The organism is Streptomyces sp. NBC_01716 (genome assembly GCF_036248275.1).
Taxonomy (GTDB): Bacteria; Actinomycetota; Actinomycetes; order Streptomycetales; family Streptomycetaceae; genus Streptomyces.
Map to the genome: position 1 here is coordinate 6247865 of NZ_CP109181.1, position 26271 is coordinate 6274135.

At 71.2% G+C, this 26271-nt stretch carries 23 protein-coding genes and 1 tRNA gene; 9 read left to right on the plus strand and 15 right to left on the minus strand.

Features of this window, described 5'->3' with window-relative positions; all coding sequences use genetic code 11:
• Window positions 1–12: 12 nt before the first annotated feature.
• The 4 genes from OIE74_RS27560 to OIE74_RS27575 all read right to left on the minus strand — a co-directional run bounded on the left by OIE74_RS27560 (window position 13) and on the right by OIE74_RS27575 (window position 3290).
• The gene (locus OIE74_RS27560) at window positions 13–240 is read right to left on the minus strand and encodes an FmdB family zinc ribbon protein (RefSeq protein WP_329388254.1); all 228 of its coding nucleotides are present in this window, start codon (window positions 238–240) and stop codon (window positions 13–15) included.
• 9 nt (window positions 241–249) lie between these two features.
• The gene (locus OIE74_RS27565; protein ID WP_329388256.1) at window positions 250–870 is read right to left on the minus strand and encodes a DUF4383 domain-containing protein; all 621 of its coding nucleotides are present in this window, start codon (window positions 868–870) and stop codon (window positions 250–252) included.
• A 176-nt stretch (window positions 871–1046) separates the two neighbouring features.
• Entirely contained in the window at window positions 1047–2414 is a 1368-nt protein-coding gene (locus OIE74_RS27570; protein ID WP_329388258.1) for a hypothetical protein, read from the minus strand.
• A 72-nt stretch (window positions 2415–2486) separates the two neighbouring features.
• On the minus strand, window positions 2487–3290 hold the full coding sequence (locus tag OIE74_RS27575) for a DUF4097 family beta strand repeat-containing protein (protein WP_443076244.1): 804 nt from the start codon (window positions 3288–3290) through the stop codon (window positions 2487–2489).
• A gap of 180 nt (window positions 3291–3470) precedes the next feature.
• Here OIE74_RS27575 and OIE74_RS27580 point away from each other — a divergent pair.
• The 4 genes from OIE74_RS27580 (at window position 3471) to OIE74_RS27595 (ending at window position 7603) form a co-directional block, all read left to right on the plus strand.
• Window positions 3471–3545: transfer RNA gene (locus OIE74_RS27580), tRNA-Val, on the plus strand.
• A gap of 402 nt (window positions 3546–3947) precedes the next feature.
• The gene (locus OIE74_RS27585; RefSeq protein WP_329388260.1) at window positions 3948–5429 is read left to right on the plus strand and encodes an alkaline phosphatase family protein; all 1482 of its coding nucleotides are present in this window, start codon (window positions 3948–3950) and stop codon (window positions 5427–5429) included.
• A gap of 202 nt (window positions 5430–5631) precedes the next feature.
• Window positions 5632–7095, plus strand: a complete 1464-nt coding sequence (locus tag OIE74_RS27590) for a hypothetical protein (protein ID WP_329388262.1) — start codon at window positions 5632–5634, stop codon at window positions 7093–7095.
• A 52-nt stretch (window positions 7096–7147) separates the two neighbouring features.
• Window positions 7148–7603 carry a winged helix-turn-helix transcriptional regulator gene (locus OIE74_RS27595; protein WP_329388264.1) on the plus strand — a complete coding sequence of 152 codons (456 nt, stop codon included), beginning with the start codon at window positions 7148–7150 and terminating at the stop codon, window positions 7601–7603.
• Here OIE74_RS27595 and OIE74_RS27600 read toward each other — a convergent pair.
• Window positions 7600–8064 (minus strand): PaaI family thioesterase, encoded by a 465-nt coding sequence (locus tag OIE74_RS27600; protein WP_329388266.1) that lies wholly within the window; start codon window positions 8062–8064, stop codon window positions 7600–7602. The two genes, OIE74_RS27595 and OIE74_RS27600, sit on opposite strands and share 4 nt — an antisense overlap.
• 77 nt (window positions 8065–8141) lie before the next feature.
• Here OIE74_RS27600 and OIE74_RS27605 point away from each other — a divergent pair, with 77 nt between their 5' ends.
• On the plus strand, window positions 8142–8366 hold the full coding sequence (locus OIE74_RS27605; RefSeq protein WP_329388268.1) for a DUF2277 domain-containing protein: 225 nt from the start codon (window positions 8142–8144) through the stop codon (window positions 8364–8366).
• 203 nt (window positions 8367–8569) lie between these two features.
• Here the strand turns inward: OIE74_RS27605 and OIE74_RS27610 are convergent, their stop codons facing one another.
• From OIE74_RS27610 to OIE74_RS27635, 6 genes are all read right to left on the minus strand, one after another.
• Window positions 8570–9226, minus strand: coding sequence for a DedA family protein (locus OIE74_RS27610; RefSeq protein WP_329388270.1), 657 nt, complete (start codon window positions 9224–9226; stop codon window positions 8570–8572).
• A gap of 349 nt (window positions 9227–9575) precedes the next feature.
• Complete coding sequence (locus OIE74_RS27615) at window positions 9576–10013, minus strand: DoxX family protein (protein WP_329388271.1); 438 nt, start codon at window positions 10011–10013, stop codon at window positions 9576–9578.
• 288 nt (window positions 10014–10301) lie between these two features.
• Window positions 10302–12002, minus strand: coding sequence for an alkaline phosphatase D family protein (locus tag OIE74_RS27620; RefSeq protein ID WP_329388273.1), 1701 nt, complete (start codon window positions 12000–12002; stop codon window positions 10302–10304).
• 140 nt (window positions 12003–12142) lie between these two features.
• Window positions 12143–12808 carry an HNH endonuclease family protein gene (locus tag OIE74_RS27625; RefSeq protein WP_329388275.1) on the minus strand — a complete coding sequence of 222 codons (666 nt, stop codon included), beginning with the start codon at window positions 12806–12808 and terminating at the stop codon, window positions 12143–12145.
• A 498-nt stretch (window positions 12809–13306) separates the two neighbouring features.
• Window positions 13307–13987 carry an HAD-IA family hydrolase gene (locus tag OIE74_RS27630; protein ID WP_329388277.1) on the minus strand — a complete coding sequence of 227 codons (681 nt, stop codon included), beginning with the start codon at window positions 13985–13987 and terminating at the stop codon, window positions 13307–13309.
• A 162-nt stretch (window positions 13988–14149) separates the two neighbouring features.
• Entirely contained in the window at window positions 14150–15133 is a 984-nt protein-coding gene (locus OIE74_RS27635; RefSeq protein ID WP_329388279.1) for a peptidoglycan-binding domain-containing protein, read from the minus strand.
• A 167-nt stretch (window positions 15134–15300) separates the two neighbouring features.
• Between OIE74_RS27635 and OIE74_RS27640 the strand changes: the two genes are divergently transcribed.
• Both OIE74_RS27640 and OIE74_RS27645 read left to right on the plus strand, forming a co-directional pair.
• The gene (locus OIE74_RS27640; RefSeq protein ID WP_329388282.1) at window positions 15301–17349 is read left to right on the plus strand and encodes an MDR family MFS transporter; all 2049 of its coding nucleotides are present in this window, start codon (window positions 15301–15303) and stop codon (window positions 17347–17349) included.
• 49 nt (window positions 17350–17398) lie between these two features.
• Window positions 17399–18532 (plus strand): serpin family protein, encoded by a 1134-nt coding sequence (locus tag OIE74_RS27645; protein ID WP_329388284.1) that lies wholly within the window; start codon window positions 17399–17401, stop codon window positions 18530–18532.
• Between the two features lie 19 nt (window positions 18533–18551).
• Here OIE74_RS27645 and OIE74_RS27650 read toward each other — a convergent pair whose 3' ends face one another.
• On the minus strand, window positions 18552–19631 hold the full coding sequence (locus tag OIE74_RS27650) for a DUF2330 domain-containing protein (protein ID WP_443076245.1): 1080 nt from the start codon (window positions 19629–19631) through the stop codon (window positions 18552–18554).
• A gap of 286 nt (window positions 19632–19917) precedes the next feature.
• On the opposite strand from OIE74_RS27650, the gene OIE74_RS27655 reads away from it, so the two are divergent.
• Window positions 19918–22044, plus strand: a complete 2127-nt coding sequence (locus tag OIE74_RS27655; RefSeq protein ID WP_329388288.1) for a bifunctional glycosyltransferase 87/phosphatase PAP2 family protein — start codon at window positions 19918–19920, stop codon at window positions 22042–22044.
• 31 nt (window positions 22045–22075) lie between these two features.
• On the plus strand, window positions 22076–22555 hold the full coding sequence (locus tag OIE74_RS27660; protein ID WP_329388291.1) for a GNAT family N-acetyltransferase: 480 nt from the start codon (window positions 22076–22078) through the stop codon (window positions 22553–22555).
• On the opposite strand, the gene OIE74_RS27665 is transcribed toward OIE74_RS27660, so the two are convergent.
• The 3 genes from OIE74_RS27665 to OIE74_RS27675 are packed head-to-tail and all read right to left on the minus strand — an operon-like array spanning window position 22488 to window position 26184.
• Window positions 22488–23408 carry an ECF transporter S component gene (locus OIE74_RS27665; protein ID WP_329388293.1) on the minus strand — a complete coding sequence of 307 codons (921 nt, stop codon included), beginning with the start codon at window positions 23406–23408 and terminating at the stop codon, window positions 22488–22490. The two genes, OIE74_RS27660 and OIE74_RS27665, sit on opposite strands and share 68 nt — an antisense overlap.
• Window positions 23405–25117 (minus strand): ABC transporter ATP-binding protein, encoded by a 1713-nt coding sequence (locus OIE74_RS27670; protein WP_329388296.1) that lies wholly within the window; start codon window positions 25115–25117, stop codon window positions 23405–23407. Before OIE74_RS27670 ends, OIE74_RS27665 begins: the two co-directional genes overlap by 4 nt.
• Window positions 25114–26184, minus strand: a complete 1071-nt coding sequence (locus tag OIE74_RS27675) for an energy-coupling factor transporter transmembrane protein EcfT (protein ID WP_329392463.1) — start codon at window positions 26182–26184, stop codon at window positions 25114–25116. The genes OIE74_RS27670 and OIE74_RS27675 overlap by 4 nt, the downstream gene beginning before the upstream one ends.
• Window positions 26185–26271 lie beyond the last annotated feature (87 nt).

The window sequence follows — 26271 nt, forward strand, 5'->3', positions numbered from 1 at the left end:
GCGGTTGGAGAGCTACGAGCAGCAGCCGCCACCGCAGCAGCCTCCGCCACCCGCGGAGGGGCCGGGTGCGGCGGCGGCCGGTGAGCCCTTCGCCGAGCCGCCCACCGCGACGGTGGACAGCAGCTTCACCGTGTCCTGGTGGCCGGCGGGGCAGGTGGCCGACGCTGATGACTCGGCCATGGGACGGCTGAGTTCGAACGTGGTGTCGCAAGGGCGGCAGCGGTACTCGTAGCGAGGCATGGGGCCAGGTTAGCCGGATGGCCGGTGCCCGCCCTGCCGGTGGGAAGTCACGGCACGGTGGGCGTGGACCGCGCGCTTCCCTGCGGCGTCCCGGGTGCGACGCTCGTGCTCGGCCTGGGTCGGATGGCGGGCCCGCCAGTAGGGATTGTCGTGCGGCAGGCTGCCGCTGACTCTCCCGAACATGCCGAAGAACATGAGCAGCACGCCCACCACAAAGCTGAACAGCACGTTCTGGATGCGGAAGGCGAGGGGGTTGAATCCGCTGTCGATCAGCGCGAGATTCACGAAGCCGCTGAGGATGAACAGCAAGCCGAGGATCATGTTCAGGGTCGATGCGAAGTTCTTCCCGATCAGCATGCCGACGAAGAGCAGGACGCCGACGCAGATGGACAGGACGCTCAGCGCACCGTTGGTGTTCAGACCGGCGGTGGTGTGGCTGCCGGTGCCGAAGACACCGATCTGGTTGACCAGCCCGAGGATTCCGAACACGAGCAGTACCAGACCGATCAGGCCCGCGCCTATCCGGTAGACCGTGCTCAGGCGGTGGTCGACGGGCAGATGTTCGTCGAGCCTGACCCGCCGTTTCCGCTGCCCTGTGGGCGGGCGGGAAAGGGTCCCGTGACCGGACATGTGCGGCCCCCTTCAGCCATGCGTGCCGGTGTCCCTGTGTATTTCAAGGATCGGCCCGGCGGGACGAGGGGACAAATCGGGCGGTTGTGGGGGTGGTGACTGGGCGGTCCCGCGTAGGAGCGGACCGGCGTGCGTACGACTGGACCGGCGTGCGTACGACCGGACCGGGGCGCCGCTCAGGCCCCCGCGCCCCGCTCGTCCCGGATCTCGCCGACGACACGGGATGCCGTGTTCCGTACCGCTTCCATCTCCGTCAGGAAGTGCCACCAGTCGGGATGCCGCCCCTCCAGCCCGGCCACCGCCCGGTCCAGCCGCACCACGGCGTCGTCCAGCGGGCGCGCGTGCCGGGGATCGGGCGTGTTGCGGCCGGCCATCGCGAGCCGCTGCGCGTCCCGTACGGCGAACCGCGTCCGGTCGATCTCCTGCTGCGGGTCCTTCGATACGGCGTTGAGCCGCTGCAGCCGGTCACCGGCGGCCGACACGGCCTCGTCAGTGGAGTTCAGCAGCGCCCGTACCGTGCTGAGCAGGGCCGTAGCGTCCGGCCACCGCTGCTCCTCGCGGGCCTTGGCGGCCTCCTTCAGCTTCTCCTCCGCCTGGTGCACGGAGGTCCCCGCCTGCTCGGGCACGGACTGGAGGTCCTGCCAGCAGGCGGCGCTGAACCGGCGCCTCAGCTCGCTCAGAACCGGCTCCACCGTGCCCGCGCGCGTCGTCAGGGCCTGTGCGCGCGTACGCAGCGACACCAGCCGCCGGTCGATCTCCGCCGCGCGCTCGGGCAGCTGCTCGGCCTCGGCCCGTACGGCCTCGGCGTCCCGCAGCACCCGGTCGGCGCGCTGAATGGTCTCGGCCACGCCGTGCCGGCCCGCGCCCTGGTTGAGCTTGGTCAGCTCCGGGCCGAGCGTGGCCAGCCGCGCCGCGAGATCGTCGGCGCGCAGACCGGAGCCGCGTACCGCGTCGAGAGCGTTGCTCGCCGCGAGCAGCGTCTGCCGCGCCCGCTCCACGGCGGGCGCCAGCCGCGCGAGCTGTGTCTCCGCCTTGTCGAGCAGCGGGCCGAGCCCGCGCTCGAAGCGGTCGAGTTCGCCCTTGACCCGTACGAGCTCGTCCTTGGCCTTGGTCAGTTCCGTACGGGCCGTCGACGCGACGGACGGTTCCAGGTCGTCCCGGTCCAGGTCGTGCGCGTCGACGGCGCTGATGTAGCCGCTGCTGGCCTCGTCGATCCGCCGTCCCAGCGCCGCGAACTCGTCCGCGACCCGGCGCGCACCCGGCGAGGTGTCCACCGCGGTGATCGTCTCTATCGAGATGCGCAGGTCACGCTGGGCGGTGTCCAGCTCGTAGAAAGCGGCGGCGGCGGCGTCCTTCGCGGCCTGCGCGCCGGCGCGCTGATTCTCGCCGCGCCCGCCGAACCAGCGTCGTGTCCCCCCGCCGGCGAAAGCCCCCGGCAGAGCCGCGACAAGCAGGGGCACCGGCAGCAGCATCAGGGTGAGGACATCACGGACGCCACCCGCCCTCGCTCGTGCGTGCGGCTGCGCCCGTGTCGTCGCCGTCACATCCCTCTCCCGTGCCGATTACGCCCTGCCCAATTCATTCTCCCACCAGGTAGGGACGAACACACGGGTCGGTTAGTTCGCGCTTCGGACTGTGACTTTGCCGTTGTCGCTGCGGGCCTTGACCATGTGGGAGCTGTTGTCGACCGTCGGTACGTCCACGTCGACGCGCCCGTTGTCGCTCTTGGCGCTCACGGCGTACGCGGTGCCGGACCCCGGCAGGTCGATGGTGACGGACCCGTTGTCACTGGAGGTGTCCACGGTGTCCGGTACGGAGGTGAGCTCAAGGCGCACCGCCCCGTTGTCCGACCGGGCGCGTACGGACTTGGACGAGACGCCCTCCGCCGTCACCTTGCCGTTGTCGCTGGACAGATCCAGCGTGCCGCTGGAGTTCCGTACCTCGACCGACCCGTTGTCGGAGCGGAGGTCGAGCTCGGTGCCGAACCCGTCGGCGCGGACCCGGCCGTTGTCGTTCCGCAGTTTCACGGCCATGCCGCGCGGCACCTTCACCGTGTGCCGGGACACGCAGTTGTTCACCACCGCCTCGCACTTCAGCTTGAGCGTGAGCGTGCCGTCCTCCAGCTTCCATACGGAGTCGGGCCCCGAACCGAGAAACACCCACCCGTCGACCTGCCGGGTCACCTCGATGTCCTTCACATCGGCCGGCACCAGATCGATCGACGAGTTGTCCGCCGCGATGGTCAGCGTCTTCCCGCTGTAGGCGAACGACCGCTTCTCGACGGGCGCTTCGTCGGCATCGGCGCTCCCGCACCCACCGACGACCACCACGGCGAGCACGGCGCCCCCGGCGACGACGAAGGTGCGGCCACGGCGGGCGGAGCGGGTACGGCGGGTGTCGGGCGTACGAGATGTGTCCACGGCGATCGGTCCCCCAAGACGTTCCTGCGAATGTCCCTCCACGGTACGAATCCCCCCGCCCCCACTCGATCCGGCCGGCCACCGTCTCGTTGGTGGGGGTATCCCCCCACCCGCGGCGGCCCGGCCTGCGAAGGCGTTGGGAGCGGGAGCGCTGCGCCATGTACGCTGTTGCCTCATCCAGGGTGCGTAGCTCAGGGGTAGAGCGCTGCTCTTACAAAGCAGATGTCGGCGGTTCGAAACCGTCCGCGCCCACCATGGCTGACCTGCACACGAGCCCACCGAGATCGGTGAGGGGCTCTTCAGTGATCATTCAGGAGAACTCGGTGGGCACGCCCGGACCTGACGAACGGGTCCGCGGTTCAGTCCGGTGAGCTCCGTCCGGTATCCAAGGTTCAGCGGGAATTCCTCACAGGCCGATCTTGTGTTGGTGGCCGGCGCCTAGGGCGTGTTTGAGAAGTCCCGTCTGGCCCACGACGCCTGGCACGCGCGCTCGCCGCGTTGTCGGAGTCATCCAAGTACGTCCAGTACGAGGCTGATCCTCCGCCTTGCGATCGCACGCACCAGACGCCGTGGGCCCCGCCCAGTGGGCGGACGACGCTACTTCTAAAACACGCCCTAGCGTCGATCCGCCAATCGCATCGAGGTGAGGGGTTTCTGATGACGGATCCGACGTTTACCCGGCGCCGGTTGCTGGGGGCGAGTGCCGCCGCCGCGGGGGGTTCGGCGCTGGGGCTGATGGCCCCCAACGTCGAGAAGGCGCTGGCGACTTCCAGACCCGGCAAGAAGCCGTCGGTCCGCGACATCGAGCACGTTGTGCTGCTCATGCAGGAGAACCGCAGTTTCGACCAGTACTTCGGAAGCATGTCCGGTGTGGCGGGTTTCTCGGATCCGCACGCCATTCAGCTGCCGACCGGGCGGAACGTATTCCACCAGCCCACCGACATCAACAGCGACGGTTATCTGCTGCCGTGGCACATGGACAGCCGTACGACATCGGCGGCGAGGATACCGAGTCCCGGCGACTACTCGTGGCAGGTCTCGCACGCCGCGTGGAACGGCGGAAAGATCGACTCGTGGATGTCGGCCAATTCCCGGTACGCGCAGACGGGTGCCGACATCTCACTCGTCATGGGTTACTACGAAGAGCAGGACATCCCGTTCCACCGGGCGCTCGCCGACGCGTTCACGATCTGCGACCGCTACCACTGCTCGATGCTCTCCTCGACCACGCCGAACCGCGTCATGTGGGAGAGCGGCACCATCGATCCCAATGGTGAGAACGGGGGTCCCGTTCTCATCAACAACATGAAGGAGAACACCTGGCCCACGTACGCCGAGATGCTCACCGAGGCGGATGTGAGCTGGAAGTTCTACTGGGTCGATGGCGGCATGCGCAGCCAGACCTCGTACTGGAAGGCGTTCCGGGAGGCCCCCACCTCCTCGCCGCTCTACATCAACTCGCAGAAAAGCCAGCTCGGTCAGTTCGAGTACGACGCGCTCCACGACCGGCTGCCGACCGTGAGCTGGCTCTTTCCCGGCCCCGGGCAGGACGAGCACCCCAACTCCAGCAGTCCGGCGGCCGGGGCGCAGTTCATCGCCGGTGCCATCGACGCGATCGCCGCGAACCCCGACGTGTGGGCCAAGACCGTGTTCATCCTGGTCTGGGACGAGCACGGCGGCGGTTTCGACCACGTGGTGCCGCCCGTACCGCCGGCCGGCACCCCCGACGAGTTCGTGACCAGGACATCGCCGGGCGGCGTCAACGGGGGCGGGCTGCCCATCGGCGCCGGGTTCCGTGTGCCCTGCATCATCGTCTCGCCGTGGACGGCGGGCGGCTGGGTGTGCAGTGAACCCTTCGATCACACGTCCAACCTCCGCTTCCTGGAGGCCGTGACCGGCGTCGAGTGCACGAACATCAGCGCCTGGCGCAGGCGGACCTTCGGCGACCTCACCTCGGCCTTCCGCTTCCACCACAGGCCTGCGGAGCCGCCGACGATGCCCGACACGACCGGTGCGTTGAACCTGGCCAAGTACGAGGTGGCGAACCTGCCCGCACCGACGGCACCCACGACGGGTCAGGTTCCGCCGAGGCAAGCCCCGGGCCGACGCCCCGCCACGCCCCGGCGGCCGCACCACTGAGCCCTGTCCGCGCCCGCCCTGTCCGCGCCCGCCCTGTCCGTGCCCGCCCTGCCGGCCGGTCCGCCCGGTCGGCGGTGCGGGCAGCGGATGGCAGGATGATGCGGGAATGGGGCGAGTTGGGCTGAAGTGCCGTGTTGTGCGGAGTTGATCCGCACCGGTGGTCGACCACCGGCCCCGACAGGCGACACGGGGAGTGCCACGCGTGCGGACAGACGTCAGGCCGGTCGTCGCTCATGCTCTTCCCCCGGACCCCGGCGGTGTCCGCGAGCGCGGTGGAGTCGGCGCGGTCTGTGCGGCGTTCGTGGTCGTCGCAGGAGTCCTCGTGCCCCTCGGGCTGCCGCTGGGGTGGGACGAGATCGTCTACGCCAGCAGATTCGGCCCGTACGGCCCCGGCGTCCCGTTCAGCGCGCCGCGTACGCGCGGAGTGCCCCTGCTGCTCGCGCCCGTCGCCTCGTGGACCGATTCCGTCGTCCTTCTACGGCTCTGGATGACCGCGCTCGCGGGCGGGGCGCTCTATCTCGGGTTCCGGCCGTGGGTGGGGGTGATGAGGGCACTGCGGCGGCCGGCGGGGGCAGCGGTGGCCGCGGCGCTGTACGGGAGCCTGTGGTTCGCGCTGTTCTACGCCAACTCCGCGATGCCCAACCACTACACGGCGATGGGCGCCCTCGCCGCCACCGGATGTTTTCTGCGGCGCGACCCCGGCCGTGCCGCGTACGCCGGGCTGGCCGCCGGGCTGGCCGTCGTCACGCTGATGCGGCCCAACGACGGTGCCGCCGTGGCCCTTCCGCTCTTCGCCGCCGCGCTGCTGGTGCCCGCCTGGCGCGGCCGGGGGCGGCTCGTGGCGGTGGCGGCGGGTGTCGCGGCGGGGGCGGTGCCGTGGGTCGTGGAGGCATGGCTGCGGTTCGGCGGTGTGGCGCGGCGGCTCAGCGAGGCCAGTGACACCCAGGGCGGTATGCGCCCCGTCCTCTCGCTGAAGGCCCATCTCACCGCCCTGGACGGCCCGTTGCTCTGCCGGCCCTGTACGGACGACACGATGGCCCCCGGCGCCGCCGCGTGGTGGCTGCTGCTCCCGCTGCTCGTCGCGCTCGGGCTGTGGACCACGCGCCGCGCCGGGCTCGCGACCGCACCGCTCCGGCTCGCGGTCGCGGTGGGGGCGTCGGCCGCGCTGCCGTACCTCTTCCTCGTCCCCTACGCGGCGCCCCGTTTCCTCCTGCCCGGCTACGCCCTGCTGGCGCTGCCGGCGGCCGTCGGTCTGCTCGCCGTCGCCGACCGGGCGCGCGCCTCCCGCCTGGTCAGGGTCGCGCTCGCCGTCGTACTGCTGGGGCACGCCGCCGTACAGATCGCGCAGGTACGCACACACGTGAGCGTCCAGGAACGGGCGCGCGCCGACTGGCAGCGGATCAGCGCCGTACTGCGCGAGGGCGGTGTACGGCCGCCGTGTCTGATCAAGGGGAACAGCCTGGCGATCCCCGTCGCCTACACCGCGGGCTGCGCGTCTGCCGCGATGGCCGACCCCGCTCCCGCCACGGCGGTGATCCTGCGGCGCGCCGATCCGCCGCACTGGGCCAGGGAGTGGCCGCGCCGGCCGGTGCCGGACACGTACAACCCTGGCTGGTCCGTAGCCGTACGGCCCGAAACGGCTGTACGCCGCGATGCCCGGCCCTGAGCGCGCCGCCGCGTGTCCTCGGACCGGTTCCTGCGGCTCCTACACTCGGCGCATGCGGTGGAACGAGATCGGTGAGGTCGACTGTTCGGTCGCGCGCGCCCTGTCGGTGGTGGGGGACCGCTGGACGCTGCTCGTGCTGCGCGACGCGTTCCTCGGCGTACGGCGGTTCGAGGACTTCCGCGCGAACACGGGCGCCTCGCGGCCCCTGCTGACCGAGCGGCTGGCCACGCTGGTGGAGCACGGGGTGCTGCGGCGGGTGCGGTACCAGGAGCGGCCCGAGCGGTACGAGTACCGGCTCACCGAGAAGGGTGTCGGCCTCTACCCCGTGATCGTCTCGCTCCTCGCCTGGGGCGACCGGTGGATGGCGGGCGACGACGGCCCGCCCGTACGGCTCCACCACGAGACGTGCGGCCACCGGATGACGCCCGAACTGGCCTGCCCCGACTGTGGCGGCACGATCGACCCTCGGGACGTACGCCCGACGCTCAGGGCCGAGCTCAACCCCTAAGCGGCTGGGCCTGCTTCGGGGCGCAGGATCATGCAGGTCGTCGTCGCGTGGGCGATCAGCTTGCCGCGTTCGTCCATGACCTTGCCCTCCGCCGTCGCCGTACGCCGGCCCACGTGGATCGTCGTGCCGACGGCCGTGAGCCGTCCCGCGTCCACGGCGACCGTACGGATGTAGTTCACCTTCAGCTCCAGCGTCGTGAAACCGACACCCGCCGGGAGCGTCGTGTGCACGGCGCAGCCCAGGGCCGAGTCGAGCAGCGTCGCCGCGATGCCGCCGTGCACCGTGCCCAGCGGGTTGGCGAAGTCGGGCTTGGTGCTGAGCGACAGGACGACGCGGCCCTCCTCCAGCTCGTCGAAGGTCATACCGAGGAGCCGTCCGATGGAGGGCAGGTCGGTGGGCTGCTTCGACGCCCAGCGGAGCAGTTCGAGGCCGGTCATCGAGGTGAAGTCGACAGTCGTCATGCGGGCGAAGCTATCAGTTCTGATTCTGAACCCACCACGGGCGGCGATCTGTCATACGGATCGGCGACACTGGACTTATGTGCCGCAGTATCAAGACTCTCCGTCCGCCCGTCATCCCCGAAGAGGCCACCGAGGAGGAGATCAGGGCCGCCGCCCTCCAGTACGTACGCAAGGTCTCCGGCTTCCGCGCGCCCGCCGCCCACAACCGCGAGGTGTTCGACCGGGCCGTCGACGAGATCACCGCCTCGACGATGCGGCTGCTCGACGGCATCGAGGTACGAGGCGCGGCGACCCGCAGGTAAGTCCCGTCCCGCAGGCGTCTCTAGGGCGTGTTTGAGAAGTCCCGTCTGGCCCACGACGCCTGGCACGCGCGCTCGCTGCGTTGTCGGAGTCATCCAAGTACGTCCGGTCCATCTACGGGGCTGATCCTCCGCCTTGCGATCGCACGCACCAGACGCCGTGGGCCCCGCCCGATGGGCGGACGACGCTACTTCTCAAACACGCCCTAGACGGCCGACGCCGGGACCCGCGCCCGCGCCGGGCGTCGCACGATGTACGCGGCCACTGTCCCCGCCGCGAACAGCGCCAGTACGGACACCGCGACCCCGAACCAGCTGGAGCCCAGCCACTGGCCGCCGAAGTAGCCGAGGCTCACGCTGTAGCCCGTCCATGCCACGGCCGCCAGCGCCGACCAGGGCAGGAACTCCTTCATCTTGCGGTGCGCGGCGCCCGCGCTCAGCGAGACGACCGAGCGGCCCGCCGGCACGAAGCGCGCGATCACGACGAGGATCCCGCCGCCGGTGAGGGACGCGCCGAGACGCTCCTGCGCGGTGGTCAGCCGGCGTGAGCGCGCGATCGCGCGGGCCAGCCGGTCGCCGCCGCGCCAGGCGAGTCGGTACATGACGAAGTCACCGATCACGGAGGCGACGGCCGCGCACACCATCAGTACGAGCAGTGAAGGCACTTCCTGCGGCACATGCGCCGCGTGCGACACCTTGCCGGCCGCGTCGACGACGGCCGACGAGCCCGCTGCCGCCGTGGCCGTCGTGATCACCAGCACGCCGCTGGGCAGCACGGGCAGGAACACATCCAGGAGCACGGAGAGCGCCACAACGGCGTAGATCCATGGGCTGCCGGTCAGCGCGCCCAGACTCTCCAGCACTTTTACATTCCCCGTTTCCGTAACGAGGCCGACATCTCCCGGACTCGTATTCCCCCTGACCCCCTGACGGCCGATTCCCTTGCGCCTGGGCGAAGTGGGAGTGGCTGTCAGCCGTACAGCGTACGCCTGCGTGGTGGACCACCTTCCCACGGGGCGGGTGTTGTCCACCTCCTGTTTGCCGGTTGACCGAGATCGGGAAATGGCCGAATGTCATGTGTCCGGTCGAGCCTGCCGGAGGCGAGAGCGCCCGGACCCCGTGGAAACGGGATCCGGGCGCCTGCGTCGCTGCCGAGCGGTCGAGCGGGTTGAGCGGTCGAGCTGTGCGGCTGTCGAGCGGTCGGGCCGTCCGTCAGGCCGGCACCGCCGTCCGCTGATCCCGGGGCTCCGGCTCGCGTGTGCCGCGCGTGCCGATGAACCGGTCCAGCGAGAGCGCGCCGGGGCCGACGAAGACGATCAGCAGGAAGGCCCAGCAGAAGATCGCCGCGGCCTCACCGCCGTTCTCCATGGGGAACAGCCCGTCGGGCTGGTGGACGTTGAAGTACGCGTACGCCATGGAACCGGAGGCCACGAACGCGGCGATCCGGGTTCCCAGGCCGAGGAGGACCAGGCTGCCTCCCACGAGCTGGATGACGGCGGCGTACCAGCCGGGCCAGGTGCCGGCGTCGACGGTGTCCTTGCCGAGGACGCCGAAGAGTGTCGCGGCGCCGTGGCAGGCGAAGAGCAGTCCGATCACCATTCGGAAGAGCCCGAGGGCGTACGGCTGCGCATGGTTGAGGCGTGTGGACATGGGGGGTGAAGCTCCTTCGGTTCGGGACGTAACCGACGAGAGCCTTCACGTTAGGCAGCCCTAAGGAATGCTTGCAAGTTCAACATTCGGCCGACGGGTGCATCTCGGCCCCGTGGCCGTTCTCCGTGGCGAATTCCAGTCGTACCCTCTGACCTGCGTCTTTGTGTGACCTTGTCGCGACTGCGACGGAGGTCCCATTAGGTATGGCATGAGCAGACCAATGATCGGTACGGCGGAACCGGGCTCATAGGCGCAGATGCGGGGAAAGGTGAGGAAAGCAGGGCGTAATTACGGCTCCGGGACCAGTTCCCGTTCGTCGACGGTGACGAGCCGCGCCACCGCGTCCGCTCCGTTCTCTCCGCCGTCCCGCGCCTGCGCCTGATCCAGGGTCAGACGCGCCGCGCGTCCCCGCAACGTGAGCGTCATGAGCTGATTACCGAACCAGGGACCGCCGGTCTTCCCCCAGGTGACGGACGGGGCGGCCACCCGGCCGTGCCGGGCGAACGCGCGGCCCAGACGCCGCCCGATCCCGCTCCAGCCGAACCGGAAACCGAGGCGGATCGAGAGCGGGATGGAGTTGTGCACGGGGGAGCAGGTGAGCTGGACGACCCGCGACCGCGGCTGCGACCGCCCCTCGCGCCAGGCCGGTTCGGCGACGTACGCGTGGTGCACGTCGCCCGACAGTACGCAGACGGTCGCCGGGGCCTCGGCGCCGCTGCCCACCTCGGCGATCAGCCGCGCCAGCTTCTCGAACGACGCCGGGAACGCCGCCCAGTGCTCCAGGTCCGCCATCCGCCGCACACTCTCGCCGAAGCGCGCCCACCGCTTTCCGCGCACGCCCCCGGCCAGCGCGGCGTTCCAGCCCTCCGCGTCATGGATCAGGGGCGGCAGGAGCCAGGGCAGGGACGTGCCGATGAGGAGATGGTCGCGGGCGCCGGGGTCGGTCAGTGCCTGGTCGCGCAGCCACTGGGCCTCGTCCACGTCGAGCATCTCCCGGTGTCCCTCCGCCAGGACGCGGGCCGCCCGGGAGTCGACCATCAGCAGCCTCGTACGGCCGAAGTCGCGGCGGTAACTCCAGCGCACACAGGCCGGATCGGCGTCGGCCTGGGCGGCGAACTCCCGTAGCCGGGCGGTGCCGTCGGCCTCCGCGCGTACCTCGGCGTACAGCTTGTCCGTGGCCAGTTCGGCGGGGGAGAGATTGCCGAGGTGCTGATAGACCCAGTACGACATCAGGCCGCTGAGGATGCGCTCCCGCCACCACGGCTTGGTACGCATCTCGGCCACCCACGACGCGCTGGTGTTCCAGTCGTCTATGACGTCGTGGTCGTCGAAGATCATGCAGCTCGGGACGGTGGAGAGCAGCCAGCGGACCTGGGGGTCGCTCCACGACTCGTCGTAGAGGCGGGTGTACTCCTCGTAGTCGGCGACCTCCGCGCCGGGCGGTTCGGCGAGATCGCGGCGCTCGGCGAGCCATCGGCGGGTGGCCTTCGACGTCTCGTCGGCGTACACCTGATCGCCGAGCAGGAGCAGTACGTCGGGGCGTACGGCTCCGGGATCGGCCGTCAGGCTCGCGGCGAGGGTGTGAAGGGCGTCCGGGCCGACGGGGTCCGGCTCACCGACGGGCGCGGAGGCCCAGCGGCAGGAGCCGAAGGAGACGCGGAGCTCGGACGGTCCGGCCGGTGCGGCGGGTCCTTCGGTGGCCGGGGAACGGATCACGCTCGGGGGGAACGTGGAGTTCTCGGGCGGCCACACCCGTACGTCGTCCAGCAGCACCTCGTACGCGACCTCGGTGCCGGGGGTCAGCCCGGTCACGGGGATGAGTGCGTAGTGGTGTCCTGCGATCAGGAACGTACGCGACGAGCCGTACGCGCCGCCGTCGCAGCGGACCTCCGCCGTGCACGGCCGGTCCGTCTCTACCCAGATCGTGGCTGTGCCGGCCGACTCCCCGTCGACATAGCGCAGCAGTGGTCCCAGGCGCAGCCCGGTCATGGTGCCTCCTCCGTCGCCCCGTACGGTACGGAACGTCGGAGGGGGCGGACCAGGTTCCGGCCTGTGAAAGGCGGCACGACCGGTCGCGCGGAGCGGTCGCGCGACCGGTCAGAGGTGGCTGTTCAGCAGCGGTTCGCTGGTCAGCAGCCGTTGAGGACGCTCTGCAGCTTGCTCTTCTCGGCAGAGTCGACGGACAGGCCGTAGGCGTGCTTCACGTCCACCCACATACGGGCGTACATGCAGTGGTACGCGGCGCGCGGCGGCATCCACTCGGCCGGGTCGCGGTCGCTCTTGGACTGGTTGACGTTGTCCGTGACCGCGATCAGCTGCGGATTGCCGAGGTCGTTGGCGAAGGCCTGCCGCTGCGCGGTCGACCAGCTGCTGGCGCCCGAGGTCCACGCCTCGGCGAGCGGCACCATGTGGTCGATGTCCACGTCACTGGCGGCGCTCCAGGTGGCGCCGTCGTACTCGGAGTACCAACTGCCGCTGGTCGCCGCGCAGCTGGAGTTCTGCTGCACGTTCGAACCGTCGCGCTTGAGGACGGTCTCGCGGGTGTCGCACGCGCCGGACTGGGTGATCCAGTGCGGGAACAGGTCACGGCTGTAGCCACTGGTGGAGCCCTCGGCACGGACGGTCAGCTGCCCGAGGTAGGTGCGGGCGGTGGAGGCGGCGATGGGGGTGGGCGGGGATGCCTGGGCGGGCGTGGGCGCGACGAGCAGCGCGGTGGCCGAGACCAGGGCGGCGGATGCGGCGATGACGGCTATTCGGCCGGCGGGACGGCCTTGACGCGCGTAGATACCTGACATGCGAACTCCCTTGTCGTGGGGGGAAACTGACCGCTCGGAACGAACTTGGGGGGTGGACCCGAGCGCCCATGCTGTCGGTGCCGGATTGCTGCGAGGTGGGCACCAGGTAACAGCGTGACGACATGGGCACGTCACATCAAGGGGCGCGGGGTGGCCTGTTGTCGGGGCGGGTGTGGGCGCCAACTCCGCGCGGGCGGGCGGTATCTGACGTACGGGGGGAAATGTCGGGGTCCGGGGGTGGCTTTCCCCCAACCCCACCCCTTCCCGAAACCGGGGGGCCTGCCCCCGGACCCCCTTGACGCCGGAGGGGGTTCCTTGCCGACGGTGCGTTCGGTGTTCAGCTTGCGGGGCGTCAGGAACGCGCGCCGCCGCGTATGTCCGGGGGACGTTGGGTGTGCGGGCGCGCCACCCGGGCCCGGGTGCAACTGGCTGGCCCCGGGCGCCAAGGGGGGCCGGGGGAGCTCCCCCGGTTTCGGGAAGGGGCGGGGTGGGGGAAAGTCAGACGCCCACCCGGATCCGGATCGTCCCGTCCGGCAGCCCCGTCACCCGTACATCCGTCAAGTCCAACGTATGCGCCGTCGGTGACAGCGGCACCGCCCTCGGCCCCACCCCCAGCACCCGCATCCCCGCCGCCCGCGCCGCCGCGATGCCCGCCTCGGAGTCCTCCAGTGCCAGGCAGTCCGCCGGGTCCACGCCCAACTCCGCCGCCGCCTTCAGGAAGCCCTCCGGGTCGGGCTTGCTCGCCGAGACCTGTTCCGCCGTGATCCGGAGCGCGGGCATCGGAAGGCCCGACGCCGTCATACGGGCCGTGGCGAGCGCCTCGTCCGCCGACGTCACCAACGCGTGCGGCAGCCCGGCGATGGCCGCCATGAACGCGGGCGCGCCCGCCACGGGGACCACCCCGTCCAGGTCCGCCGTCTCCTGCGCCAGCAGCACGCGGTTGTCCGCGTAGTTCTGCTCCATCGGCCGGTCCGGCAGCAGTACCGCCATCGTCAGATAGCCCTGGCGGCCGTGGACGACCTTCAGGGCCTCCTCCGGGTCCAGGCCGTGGTCGACCGCCCAGCCGCGCCAGCAGCGTTCCACGACGGCGTCGGAGTTGACGAGGGTCCCGTCCATGTCGAGCAGCAGTGCGCGGGCGGTCAGGACGGATGTCGTCGTGGTCGGGACGTTGGCCGGCATCGGCGGACTCCAGGCAGGGAGAGCGGAGGATGAGCACAGGCAAGAGCGGCTCCCGCCCGCCGGTCAGGGATACGGACGGGAACCGCTTTGTTCAACGACTATACAAAGTAACGGCGGGATCACGCCACCCCCACCTCTCCTGACCGGCCCCGTCACCATCCGTCAGTCCCGCCCCCAGCCCTCTCCCTGGCCCGGCCGACCGCCGCCGCCGCCATCACCGCCACCCTGCTCCCGGCCGTTCCCACTGGTCTCCGCCTCCAGCGCGCGCCGGGTGTTCTCGCCGTACACCCCGCTCGGGTCGCCCTCGATGCTCTTGTACGACTGGTAGATGCGGACCGCCCCCTCCACCCGTTCGCCGAACTGGCCGTCGTACCCGCCGTTGTAGAGCCAGACCTCCGACAGCCTGCGCTGAAGCTCCTCGACCTCCGCCCCGCTGTCCCCGCGCCGCAGAGCCGCCCCGGCACCCGAGTCCTGCGTTCCCGCGCCGCCCTGCTGTGGCGGATTCGCCGGGGCCCGGCCCGTGGCGGCGGGCTTCGTGCTCGGTGCCGGCGGCCCGCCCTCGGCGGACTCCGGCGCGCTCGCCGAAGCCGAAGCCGAGGCGGACGCCGAACCGGACGCCGACGACGACTTCGAAGCGGAGGCGGACGCGGACGCCGAGGCCGGCGCGGACTCCGACTCCGACGGATCCGGCCGCGCACTCGCCGTCGGCAGCCCCGAGTTCAGGTCGGACGTCGCTTCGTCGTTCCCGTCGTCCCCCGTGAAGAGCCCGCCGGCGAACGACGCCGTCCCGATCACCGCCACGGCCGCCGCCGTCAGCGCGACCATCGCGAACGTCCTGCGTCCGCCCTTCCGCTCCGGATCACCCGTCGGACGCGGCCCGGTCGTGCGCAGGCCCGGCAGCACCAGCCGCATCGTCTCGGCCGGGTCGTTGCCCTCCGACCGGTCGCCGAAGTCCGGCGGAGGCGGCGGCGGGATGGACGGTACGGCCCCGTCCGGTTCCCGCAGCGGTACGTACGGCCGTATCCGCAGCGGGTCGAAGTCCTCGGCCGCCGCTATCGCCGCCCGTTCGGAGCAGTCGCAGCCGGCGCCCGGTCGCCCGTACGCGTCCTGCGGCGTACCGCACTCGGGACAGAGCTGTCCGGTCAATGTGGATCCCCTCCCTTGCACTGTGAGCGATTATGCAGCCCGCCCCCGCGCCACCACCGGGCGACCGGCGACCGACCCGCCCGACCACCGCCTCCGTAGGGACATAACAGGCTATAAACGAGCAGAACGATCAGTATGGGCGCAGGTTCAGACCCGAGGAGATGCCGATGGCTCAGGAAGCGAGCACGCCGCCCACGACTCCCCAACCGGGAGAGGGCCAGAGCCGGCGGACCATTTTCGTGTCCATCGGCGCCCTGCTGCTCGGCCTGCTGCTCGCCGCGCTCGACCAGACCATTGTCTCCACCGCGCTGCCCACCATCGCCAGTGACCTCGGCGGCCTCGACCATCTCTCCTGGGTCGTCACCGCGTATCTGCTCGCCTCGACCGCCGCCACCCCCCTGTGGGGCAAGCTCGGTGACCAGTACGGCCGTAAACGGCTCTTCCAGACGGCGATCGTCATCTTCCTCATTGGCTCGGCCCTCTGCGGCGCCTCCCAGGACCTGCTCCAGCTCATCATCTTCCGCGCCCTCCAGGGCCTCGGCGGCGGCGGGCTCATCGTGCTGTCCATGGCGATCGTCGGCGACATCGTCTCGCCGCGTGAGCGAGGCAAGTACCAGGGCCTGTTCGGCGCCGTGTTCGGTGCCACGAGTGTTCTCGGGCCGCTGCTCGGCGGGGTGTTCACCCAGCACCTGAGCTGGCGCTGGGTCTTCTACATCAACCTGCCGATCGGCATCGTCGCGCTGGCCGTCATCGCCACCGTCCTGCACATCCCGGTGCGCTCCACCAAGCACACCATCGACTACCTCGGCACCTTCCTCATCGCCTCCGTCGCCACCTGCCTGGTCCTCGTCGCCTCGCTCGGCGGCACCACCTGGGCCTGGGGCTCGGGCCAGATCATCGGCCTCGCCGTACTCGCCGTGATCCTGCTGGTCTTCTTCATCCGGGTCGAGCGGCGGGCCGCGGAGCCCGTACTGCCCCTGCGTCTGTTCACCATCAGGACCTTCTCGCTCGTCTCCGTCATCAGCTTCGTCGTCGGCTTCGCCATGTTCGGCGCCATGACGTATCTGCCGACGTTCCTCCAGGTCGTGCAGGGCGTGTCCCCCACCCTGTCCGGTGTGCACATGCTGCCGATGGTGTTCGGGCTGCTGATCACCTCCACCGTGTCCGGGCAGATCGTCAGCCGTACGGGCCGCTGGCGGGTCTTCCCGATCGCCGGCACCGGCGTCACCGCGGTCGGACTGCTCCTGCTCCACCAGCTCGAAGTGAACAGCGGCACCTGGGAGATGAGCGCGTACTTCTTCGTCTTCGGCGCGGGTCTCGGCCTCGTCATGCAGGTGCTCGTGCTGGTCGTGCAGAACTCCGTCGGATACGAGGACCTGGGCGTCGCCACCTCCGGCGCGACCTTCTTCCGCTCCATCGGCGCGTCGTTCGGTGTCGCCATCTTCGGCACGATCTTCACCAACCTGCTGAACAACAAGCTCACCGACGCCCTCGCCGGACAGCGGCTCCCGCCCGGCGTGAGCCCGGGGGAACTCGCCGCCGACCCGCGCTCCGTGGGTACGCTGCCGCCCGCGATCCGCTCCGGGGTGCTCGACTCGTACTCGACGTCCATCACCGATGTCTTCCTCTTCGCCGTGCCCGTCGTCCTCCTGGCCTTCGTCGTGTCGTGGTTCCTGAAGGAGGACAAGCTGCGTGGCTCGGTGACCGCCCCCGAGGCCACCCAGACCCTGGCCTCCAACCCGGTCGAGCGCTCCTCGCACGAGGAGGTCGCCCGCGCGCTGTCGGTGCTCGGCAGCCGCGACGGGCGACGGCGGATCTACGAGGAGATCACCGAGCGGGCGGGTTACGACCTGCTCCCGGCGGCCAGTTGGATGGTGCTGCGGATTCGGCGGCACGGAGTGGTCGAGCCCGCGCGTCTCGCCGAGGCCACGCCCGTACCGCTGACGGTCATCAACGACGCGTCCCGGCAGATCGAGGAGCGCGGGCTGGCCCGCCGCGACGGCCCGGGGCTTGTGCTCACCGAGCACGGCGCGGAGGTGGCGGAGGTGCTGGCGAAGTCCCGGGAGGAGTCGCTGGCCAGGATGCTGGGCGACTGGTGGGGGCCGGACCGGCCGACCGATCTGGTGCAGCTGGTACGGGAGTTGAGCGACGAGTTGTGCGGATCGAGGTCGGAGCGGCCCAAGAGCCCGGAGCGGCGCGGGGATCACTCGGTCTGAGCGGCCGCGCTCGCCGAACGGCGCCGCACCCGCGTCGTACGCTCGGCGCATGGGACAGCCGACAGGACTGACGACATTTGCCGGGCCGATGCAGGCACTCGCCGAGCGGTGGCTGCGGGTACGGGGCGAGGGTGAACACGGGGGCGTGGACGGCGACTTCGTCTGTTCGCCCGCCGGGCTGTGGCTGGCGCTCGGTGCGGTGACCGCCGGGGCGCGGGGGCAGACGGCCGATGAGCTGGAGACGCTGCTGGGGCTCGGTGGTACGGGATCCGGCACGGCAGGGGCCGTGACCGACACCGCCCGCGCACTCGCCAGGACCGAGCAACTCGGCGTCGCCACCCGGGTCTGGAGCCGCGTCCCGGTCTACCGCGCGTACCGCGATGCGCTGCCCGACATCGGCTTCGGGCACATGGATCCCGCCGAGATCGACGCCTGGGTACGGGAGGCGACCGGCGGGCTGATCGAGAAGCTGCCGGCGGAAGTCAGTGAGAAGACGCTGCTCGCGCTCGTCAACGTCCTCGCGCTGAAGGCGCGTTGGCAGATGCCGTTCGAGGCGAGGGACACCGCGGACCTGCCCTTCACGGACGCCGCGGGGACGGTCCACGCCGTACCGACCATGCGGCAGCAGCTCGGAGCGGGCTCCGGGTGGACCGTGGACGGCACGCACGTGGTCGAACTGCGCTGCGAGGGCGGCGAGTCCGCGCTGCGGGTGCGGTTCGTACTCGGCGCGGAGGGGGCGAGGGCGGCGGACGTCCTGCCCGCCGCGTGGGCGCCCGAGTCGCGCCGCGCCCGGATCGACACCGAGCGGATCAACCTCTTCCTGCCACGGCTCGAACTCCGTACGACACTGGAGATCACACCCCAACTGCCCGCGCTCGGAGTGACGTACGCGACGACCGACCTCGCCGACTTCTCCGGGCTCTCGCCGGAACCCCTCAAGATCGAGAAGGTGGTGCAGGAAGCGGTGGTGAAGGTCGCCGAACTGGGCGTCGAGGCGGCGGCGGTAACGGCGATCATGATGCGAGCCGCGGGCATGGCCCGCCCGCCACGCGTGGTACCGATCGCCTTCGACCGCCCCTTCGGCGTGGTGGTCCTGGACGCCACGGCCGAGGTCCCGCTGTTCACCGGCTGGCAGGCAAGTGCCCCTCGGGGGCCGGAAGTCGGGGCCGGCGCCAGGCAGTAGGGGGAGAGGACCGCCCCGTTCACACCACCCGGCGGCGTACCCGGAGCACGGCCGCGCCCACCACCAGCAGTATCAGCACCACGAACAACGCGCCCACCGTCGCCAGCCACGCCGGGACGCCCGCGAACATGCGCAGTTCGTCGTCGTAGCGCACCTCCTGGTACGTCGCGTCCGACGCCGTCGCGCGCAACTCATGGTCCGCGTCTATGCGTTCGGGCTGGGGGAAATACTGGTCGATCGCCGTCAGGAACAGTGGCCTCTCGTCCGGCTCTCCGTCCGTCAGTTCCCCCAGCGCTGGTGCGTCCGCCGACGAGACCCGGCCCGCGAAGCGCACCTCCGGCGCGTCCCCGCCGATCGCGTCGCGTGGTTCCATGCGGTGGTCCGCCAGCACGTACAGGCCCAGCGACTGCGGCTCGTCCGCCAGCCGGGAGAGGCGCATCGGGTAGATCAGCCGGTCGCTCTCGAAGCTCAGCCGCAGCGGGTCGAGCGTCCCGCCCAGGGCCGCGCCCTTCTCCTCCGGGGCCAGCCGCACCGCGACGTACTCCCACTCCTGGTCCACGTACGGCTGGAGCCCCGACGCGAGGTCGGCCGGCAGATCGAAGCCGTTCGTGTCGAGCCAGTCCCGCAGCGCGTCCGGGTCCGTCGCCGTCAGGCGGGCCACGTCGAAGTCGCCGAGCCGCTCGCGGCCCACGACACCCACCTCGGGCGCACCGTCGACCGGGGGCGGCGCGCCGGCCGAGGCCCCCTCGCCACCCGAGGCGAACGGCCAGTCGCCGTCGCGGGGCCAGAAGTAGTACCGCGTACGTTCCACCGGCGCCGTGAGATCGTCCAGTTCGCCGAAGAGGTCCGGATCGCCCAGCTCCACATCCGCGCGGCTCGGCACCGGCATGATCCACGCGGCCTCCGGCGCGTCGCCGTTGACCGTGAAACGCATCACGATCTGTTCCGTGGTGCCGTCCCAACGGACCACCGACGTCTCCCTGTCGACGCCCATCGTGGACTGCCGGGCCGGCACCATCGCGCCGCAGCCGCAGGCGTACGCCGGTGCGATCAGCGACCCGAGCTGCGTCAGCAGCAGCGCGCACACGACGAGCAACACCCGTCGCGCCCGCCTGGGCTCCCGCCCCACCTGTATCCCCCGTATCGCACGCATCCCCCGTACCCCCGCCTCGTCGCGCCGTCCTCAGACCAGACGGCCCGGCCGCCCGTCCGGTTCCTGGCGGCCTCCTCCGGGCCTCTCCCGGGGCGTCTCCCCGGCGGTTCCGGCATTGCGATCGCCGACAGCGGCGTCATCAGTGCTTTCATCGGCATTTGGACAAAACAGGGATGACACTCAGGCGAAGAGGGGGTTGCCTGAGTCTCCACAGTGGGGGAATGCGAGGCTCATGACCCAGGGTCGAGGGTTGGAAACGGAGGGTCGGCGCGGCGTGGCGAATGCGGAGCAGGGTGTGCGAGGCAGTACGGCGGCAGGCAATGGATTCGGGACCGCGCGAGCGGTGCTGTGGGCACTCGCGGCCGGTCTCGCGGTACGGCAGACGGTGGCCGTCCTGCGACTGCCCCCCGGCGAGCGGCTGCTCGATCTGGAGACCTGGACCGGGGAGAACGGCGTACTGCATGTGTCGGGCTCGCTGTACGAGAGCGGGAAGTTCACCGGCACACCCTTCGCCGGACTGGTGCTCAAGCCACTCGGCCGCGCCGCCGAACAGGCCCTCGGTGTCGCCTGGACGCTCGGCACCCTGCTGCTCGTCGTGGCCCTCGGCCTCGTCGCGGCGCGCGCCCTGCCCGGCACCGTGTCGCGTCGTACGCGACTGCTCGCCGCGCCCGTCGCGATCAGCCTGCTCATGCTGTCCCTGCCCGTCCGCAACAGCTTCCATCTCGGCCAGACAAGCATAATCCCGGTCCTTCTGGTGCTGGTGGCCTTCTTCGTCGTACGAGGCGAACGGGGCGAACCCGGCCCCGGCATCCTCATCGGTCTCGGCGCCGCGCTCCAGCCCGCCGTGCTGCTGTTCGCCCCGCTGCTCTGGCTGACCGGCCGCAGACGCCAGGCGCTCACCACCGTCGGTACGTTCGCGGTCTGTACGGCACTGGCGTGGGCCGCGCTGCCGAGCGACACCTGGACGTATGCCACGCGCCATCTCGCGGGCGCGGGCCTCGGGGAGAACGCGGACAGCATCGCCAACCAGTCCCTGCACGGCGCGTTGCTGCGGCTCGGTCTCGAAGGGCCCCTGGAGATCGCGCTGTTCGTGGTGCTCGCCGCGGCCGTCTGCTTCTTCGGTCTGCGCCGCGCGGCACGTTACGCCCTGGACGGGCAACTGCTGCTGGCCGTCGCGATCACCGGCTGCGTCGTCATCGCCGTCTCGCCCACCGCCTGGCAGCACCAACTGCTCTGGCTGCTGCTCGCCCTCGTCGGCCGGGTCGGCCGGCGGGCGAGCGACCGGCCCGTGTGGGCGGCGGTCGTGGTGATAGTGATGACGCTGCCGGGCAAGATGATGCTGCCCAACATGACGGTCCTGCACCCCGTACGGGACAACGTGCTGCTGATCGCGGCCGTGGCCGCCGCCTGCTTCGTGCCCTTCCTCAGCCGTACGTCGCCGTACTTCGACCGGCCGATCCAGACCGTGTACGCGAGACCCGTCGCGGCGCGGTGGAGCCGAATCCCGCTCGCGCCGTTCTGGCGCCGGCTCGTCAGCCGGCCCAACCTGCTGCTCGAACTGCTCGCCATCCGCGTCGGCTACTCCGGCTACCAGCAGATCCGCGCCGCCGCCGACGGCGGGCGCCAGGCCGCCGAGTCGCACGCGGACCAGATCCTCTCCATCGAGCGGGCACTCGGCATCGACATCGAACGGTGGGCCAACCATGCCGTGGTGAAGGTGAGTTGGGCGGAGGACTTCCTCAACTTCTACTACACGTCCTTCCACTTCCTCGTACCGCTCAGCATCCTCGCCGTCCTGTACGTGCGCCGGCCCGCCGACTACCGCTGGGCGCGCGCCTCGCTCGCCTTCGCCACGCTCCTCGCGCTGCTGGGCTTCTGGTTCTACCCGCTGGCGCCGCCACGGCTCATGCCGGGCCTCGACTTCATCGACACGGTGCACGGCCCGCAGGACTTCGCGAATCCGGACTACGGCGCGCTGACGAGCGTCACCAATCAGTACGCCGCGATGCCGTCGCTGCACTTCGGCTGGTCGCTGTGGTGCGGGGTCGTGATCGTGATGCTCGCGCCCAAGATGTGGATGAAACTCCTGGGCCTGGTGCACCCGCTGATCACGGTCTCCGCGATCGTCGCCACGGCCAACCACTGGGTGCTGGACGCGGCGGGCGGGGCGCTGGTCGTGGGCACCGGCTTCGGGCTGACGTACGTCCTGTCGGGGCCGCGCCGGCTGCGCAGGGCGGACTCGATGCTGGAGCTGACCCCGGGGGTCGAGGTGGGGCGGAAACCGGTGGACACGAAGGGCTCGGGCGCCATGACCGCACCGGATGTGCGGGACGGGAACCCGAAGTCGGCCGCGCGGTAATTCACTTGATCCGGATTTCTATCGTTTTCGTATGACGACGACGCTCCGTCTGGAGAAGATCACGCCCGGCAATTTCGACGCCGCGATCGGTGTGCGGGTCCGCCCCGACCAGGAGCGCCTCGTCGCCCCGGTGGTGAAGTCCCTTGCCGAGGCATACGTCCACCCGGACACGGCCTGGCCCCGTCTCATCCTCGACGGGGACCGGGCCGTGGGCTTTCTGATGGCCTTCTTCGACGCCGACTTCGCGGATGACGGCAAGGGCGAGGACATCCGCTCGGGGCTGTGGCGCCTCAACATCGCGGCCGGTGAACAGGGGCGTGGTTACGGCCGCTTCGCGGTCCACGCCGTCGCGGCCGAGATCCGCCGCCGTGGCGGCACCCGTCTGACCGCCACCTGGCACCCCGGCGATGACGGGCCCGAACGCTTCTATCTCGGGCTCGGGTTCAGGCTGACGGGGGAGACGAGCGGGGACGAGACGGTGGGGGAACTGGAGTTGGCTCCTGGAAGGTGACGTCCGGGTCGAACGTGACATGGGGGTCGAACGTGACATCCGCGTCGAACGCGGCCCGCCGTGTCGCCCGGCGCAGCGCCTTGAGGACCGTGGCGCCGATCGTCAGTGTCAGTACGACGGTGAGCACCGCCCGTCCCAGGTCCCAGCCGAAGGACGTCGCCGCGCAGTACGCGAGGAAGCGCACCAGATTCTCGTGGACGGGGTCGCCCGGCCGGAACGAGATCCCGGACGAGAGCCCGCCGATGTACGTCCAGCCCTGGAGGTTCATGATCGTGCCGTACGCGAAGGCGGCGACGGCCCCGTACCCGGCGAGCATCAGCGACTCCCCGCGCCCGCGCAGCCGGTCCGGGCCCGGCAGCAGCCCCGCGCCCATCGTGAACCAGCCCATCGACAGCATCTGGAACGGCATCCACGGCCCGACGCCGCCGGTCAGCAGCGCGGACGCGAACATCGTGACCGAGCCCAGTACGAAGCCGAAGCCGGGCCCCAGCACCCGGCCGCTCAGCACCATCAGGAAGAACATCGGCTCCAGACCGGCCGTCCCCGCGCCCAGCGGACGCAGCGCGGCGCCGACGGCGGCGAGCACGCCGAGCATCGCGACCGCCTTGGCGTCGAGACCGGAGTCGGCGATCGTGGCGACGACGACGGCGACCAGGAGCGGGAGCAGAACGGCGAAGAGCCAGGGCGCGTCCTGGGAGTGGGCGAGCCCGGAGGCGGAGTCGGCGAGCAGCGGCCAGCCGAAGGCGATCACACCGATCGCGCTGACAAGGGTGAGGGCGGCGACGGAACGGGGGCCGAGGCGGACGGCACGGGCCTGGGGGGTGGGCCGGGTATCGGGCGGTGTGCCGCTCATGCCGGCTCCTCCGCCGCACCCGTCGCCAACGCGTGTCGGACCTGAGTGACCGTCAGCCACTCCTGGGGGGCCATGATCTTCGCGACCTGCGGCGCGAACGCCGGTGAGGAGACGACCACTTGGGGCGTCGGCCCGTCCGCGACGATCTCGCCGTCGGCCAGGATCACGACCCGGCGGGCGAGTTCGGCGGCGAGTTCCACGTCGTGGGTGGCCAGCACGATCGCGTGCCCCTCGGCGGCGAGCGCGCGCAGCACGTCCACGAGACGTGCCTTCGCCGCGTAGTCCAGACCGCGCGTCGGCTCGTCCAGGAGCAGCAGGGGCGGCCGGCCCGTCAGCACGATCGCCAGCGCCAGGGCCAGCCGCTGCCCTTCCGACAGGTCCCGCGGGTGCGTCGCGTCGGGCACGTGCGGGAGCAGCTCGTCCACCAGCGCGCGGCAACTGCCGGGCGCGGCGCCCGCGTCGTCGTCCGCCGCCACGCACTCGGCGGCGACCGTGTCCGCGTACAGCAGGTCGCGCGGCTCCTGCGGGACGAGCCCGACCTGGCGGATCAGCTCGCGCGGATGCGTGCGGTGCGGGGTGCGCCCGCCGACGGTGACGGAACCGGACGAGGGCTCGACCATGCCGACGAGGGCGGCCAGCAGGGTGGACTTGCCCGCGCCGTTACGGCCCATGAGCGCGATGGTCTCGCCGGATGTGACGGCGAGGTCGATACCGCGCAGTGCCTCGATCCGTCCGCGAAGGACGGACAGGTGGGTGACGGCCGTGACGTCGGTGGCCGGCGTGGGTTGTGGGCGGCGGTGCAGCAGGCGGGCGAGCGCGGTACGGGGAGTGGCGGGCCGGGGGGTCGGCGCGGCGGCTCGGGGCGCCGGGGCGTCGGCCAACGGGGGCACCGTTGTCGCGAGTTGGGCGCGCAGGTCGCTCGCGCGGCGGCGGGCGTCGCGTACGGACAGCGGCAGCGGGTCCCAGCCGGCGAGCCTGCCGAGCGCCACCACGGGCGGGAAGACGGGGGAGACGGCCATGATCCGTTCAGGCTCGCCGACGACGGGCCTCTCGCCCGGCCCGGGGAGGAGGACGACCTGGTCCGCGTAGTGCACGACCCGCTCCAGCCGGTGCTCGGCCATCAGCACCGTCGTGCCCAGGTCGTGCACGAGCCGTTGCAGTACGGCCAGCACCTCGTCGGCCGCCGCCGGGTCGAGCGCGGACGTCGGCTCGTCCAGGACCAGCACCTTGGGGTGGGGCGTGAGCACCGAACCGATCGCGACACGCTGCCGCTGGCCGCCGGAGAGGGTGGCGAGCGGGCGGTCGCGCAGCTCGGCCAGGCCGAGCAGGTCCAGGACCTCTTCGACGCGGCGCCGCATCACGTCGGATGGCAGGCCCAACGACTCCATTCCGTAGGCCAGTTCGTCCTCGACCGTGTCGGTGACGAAGTGGGCGAGGGGGTCCTGGCCCACCGTGCCGACGAGATCGGCGAGTTCGCGGGGCTTGTGGGTGCGGGTGTCGCGGCCGTCCACGGTGACCCGGCCGCGCAGTGTGCCGCCGGTGAAGTGCGGGACGAGCCCGGACACCGCGCCGAGGAGGGTGGACTTGCCGACCCCGGAGGGGCCGACGAGCAGCACCAACTCGCCCTCGGGGAAGGTGAGATCGACCCCCTGGAGAGCGGGGGCAGGGGCGTCGGCGTAGGTCACCGACACCTGCTCGAACCGGATCACCGGGTCTTCTCCTTGTCCGTGAGGGCCGGCCGGGGTGCGACGAAGGCGGGCAGTAGGCCGAGCAGGATGCCCGCGGCGGGCCAGAGCGGCAGACCGGGTGCCACGAGCGGTACGACGCCGGGGTGCAGGCCCTCCGGGTCGTACGCGCCCGCCCGGATCATCAGCAGGGCGACGGCCGCGCCGGACCCCGCGACCAGCCAGGCCCGGATGCCCCACAGGTCGGGGCGGTAGCGCGTACGGACCGAACGGCGCCCGCCGAGCCGCAGACCGGCGACTGCGGCGGCGACCCCGATGCCGAGGAGGGGGAGGCCGTAGGTGGCGCCTTCGGCGGCGAGGAGCCCGTACGTGCCGGCGCAGACGCCGAGCAGCCCGCCGAGGGTCAGGACGGTGGTGGTGTGGCGAACAGCCGGGGGTACGGCGGCCGTTCGGCCGTACCCCCGCGCGTCCATCGACGCGGCGACGGCGACGGACCGCTCCAACGCGCCCTCCAGGACGGGCAGTCCGATCTGGAGGACGGCCTTCACGCCGCCGGTTGACCGGCCGCGCAGTCTGCGGGCGGTACGCAGCCGCAGAACGTCGCCGACCATGTTCGGCGCGAAGGTCATGGCGACGACGACGGCGACACCAGCCTCGTACAGGGCGCCGGGGAGGGACTTGAGCAGTCTGGCCGGATTGGCGAGCGCGTTCGCCGCGCCGACGCAGATCAGGAGCGTGGCGAGCTTGGCACCGTCGTACAGCGCGAACACCAGCTGCTCGGCCGTCACCCGGCCACCGATCCGGATGCCCTTCGCCCAGCCGGGCAGGGGCAGTTCGGGCAGGGTGACGATCAGGTGCGAGCCGGGGACCGGCGAGCCGAGGAAGGCGGAGAAGGCGAGCCGGACGAGGATGACGGCGAGCCCGAGCTTGACGAAGGCCCCGTACGACCGCGCCCACGGCGCATCGGTCCGCCGCGCGGCGACGACGTACCCGGCGACCCCGACGAGCAGCCCGAGCAACAACGGATTACTGGTCCGCGAAGCCCCCACCCCCAGCCCCAGCGCCCATACCCACCACGCCCCGGCATGCAGGGCGTTGCTACGGCTGGCCTGTGGCGCGCGAAGGGTCGAGGCCGTACGGAACGGTGCCGCGCGCCCGCCCGCCCCGCCGCCTGCACG

Excerpts from the sequence above, each read along its gene's own strand:
- OIE74_RS27620 (WP_329388273.1), bottom strand. The coding sequence starts at position 12,002 with ATGACCGGGCTGCGCCTGGGACCACTGCTGCGCTATGTCGACGGGGAG.
- OIE74_RS27560 (WP_329388254.1), bottom strand. The coding sequence starts at position 240 with ATGCCTCGCTACGAGTACCGCTGCCGCCCTTGCGACACCACGTTCGAA.
- OIE74_RS27655 (WP_329388288.1), top strand. The coding sequence starts at position 19,918 with ATGACCCAGGGTCGAGGGTTGGAAACGGAGGGTCGGCGCGGCGTGGCG.
- OIE74_RS27625 (WP_329388275.1), bottom strand. The coding sequence starts at position 12,808 with ATGTCAGGTATCTACGCGCGTCAAGGCCGTCCCGCCGGCCGAATAGCC.
- OIE74_RS27595 (WP_329388264.1), top strand. The coding sequence starts at position 7,148 with ATGCGGTGGAACGAGATCGGTGAGGTCGACTGTTCGGTCGCGCGCGCC.
- OIE74_RS27615 (WP_329388271.1), bottom strand. The coding sequence starts at position 10,013 with ATGTCCACACGCCTCAACCATGCGCAGCCGTACGCCCTCGGGCTCTTC.
- OIE74_RS27645 (WP_329388284.1), top strand. The coding sequence starts at position 17,399 with ATGGGACAGCCGACAGGACTGACGACATTTGCCGGGCCGATGCAGGCA.
- OIE74_RS27640 (WP_329388282.1), top strand. The coding sequence starts at position 15,301 with ATGGCTCAGGAAGCGAGCACGCCGCCCACGACTCCCCAACCGGGAGAG.
- OIE74_RS27565 (WP_329388256.1), bottom strand. The coding sequence starts at position 870 with ATGTCCGGTCACGGGACCCTTTCCCGCCCGCCCACAGGGCAGCGGAAA.
- OIE74_RS27585 (WP_329388260.1), top strand. The coding sequence starts at position 3,948 with ATGACGGATCCGACGTTTACCCGGCGCCGGTTGCTGGGGGCGAGTGCC.
- OIE74_RS27600 (WP_329388266.1), bottom strand. The coding sequence starts at position 8,064 with ATGACGACTGTCGACTTCACCTCGATGACCGGCCTCGAACTGCTCCGC.
- OIE74_RS27660 (WP_329388291.1), top strand. The coding sequence starts at position 22,076 with ATGACGACGACGCTCCGTCTGGAGAAGATCACGCCCGGCAATTTCGAC.
- OIE74_RS27630 (WP_329388277.1), bottom strand. The coding sequence starts at position 13,987 with ATGCCGGCCAACGTCCCGACCACGACGACATCCGTCCTGACCGCCCGC.
- OIE74_RS27665 (WP_329388293.1), bottom strand. The coding sequence starts at position 23,408 with ATGAGCGGCACACCGCCCGATACCCGGCCCACCCCCCAGGCCCGTGCC.
- OIE74_RS27605 (WP_329388268.1), top strand. The coding sequence starts at position 8,142 with ATGTGCCGCAGTATCAAGACTCTCCGTCCGCCCGTCATCCCCGAAGAG.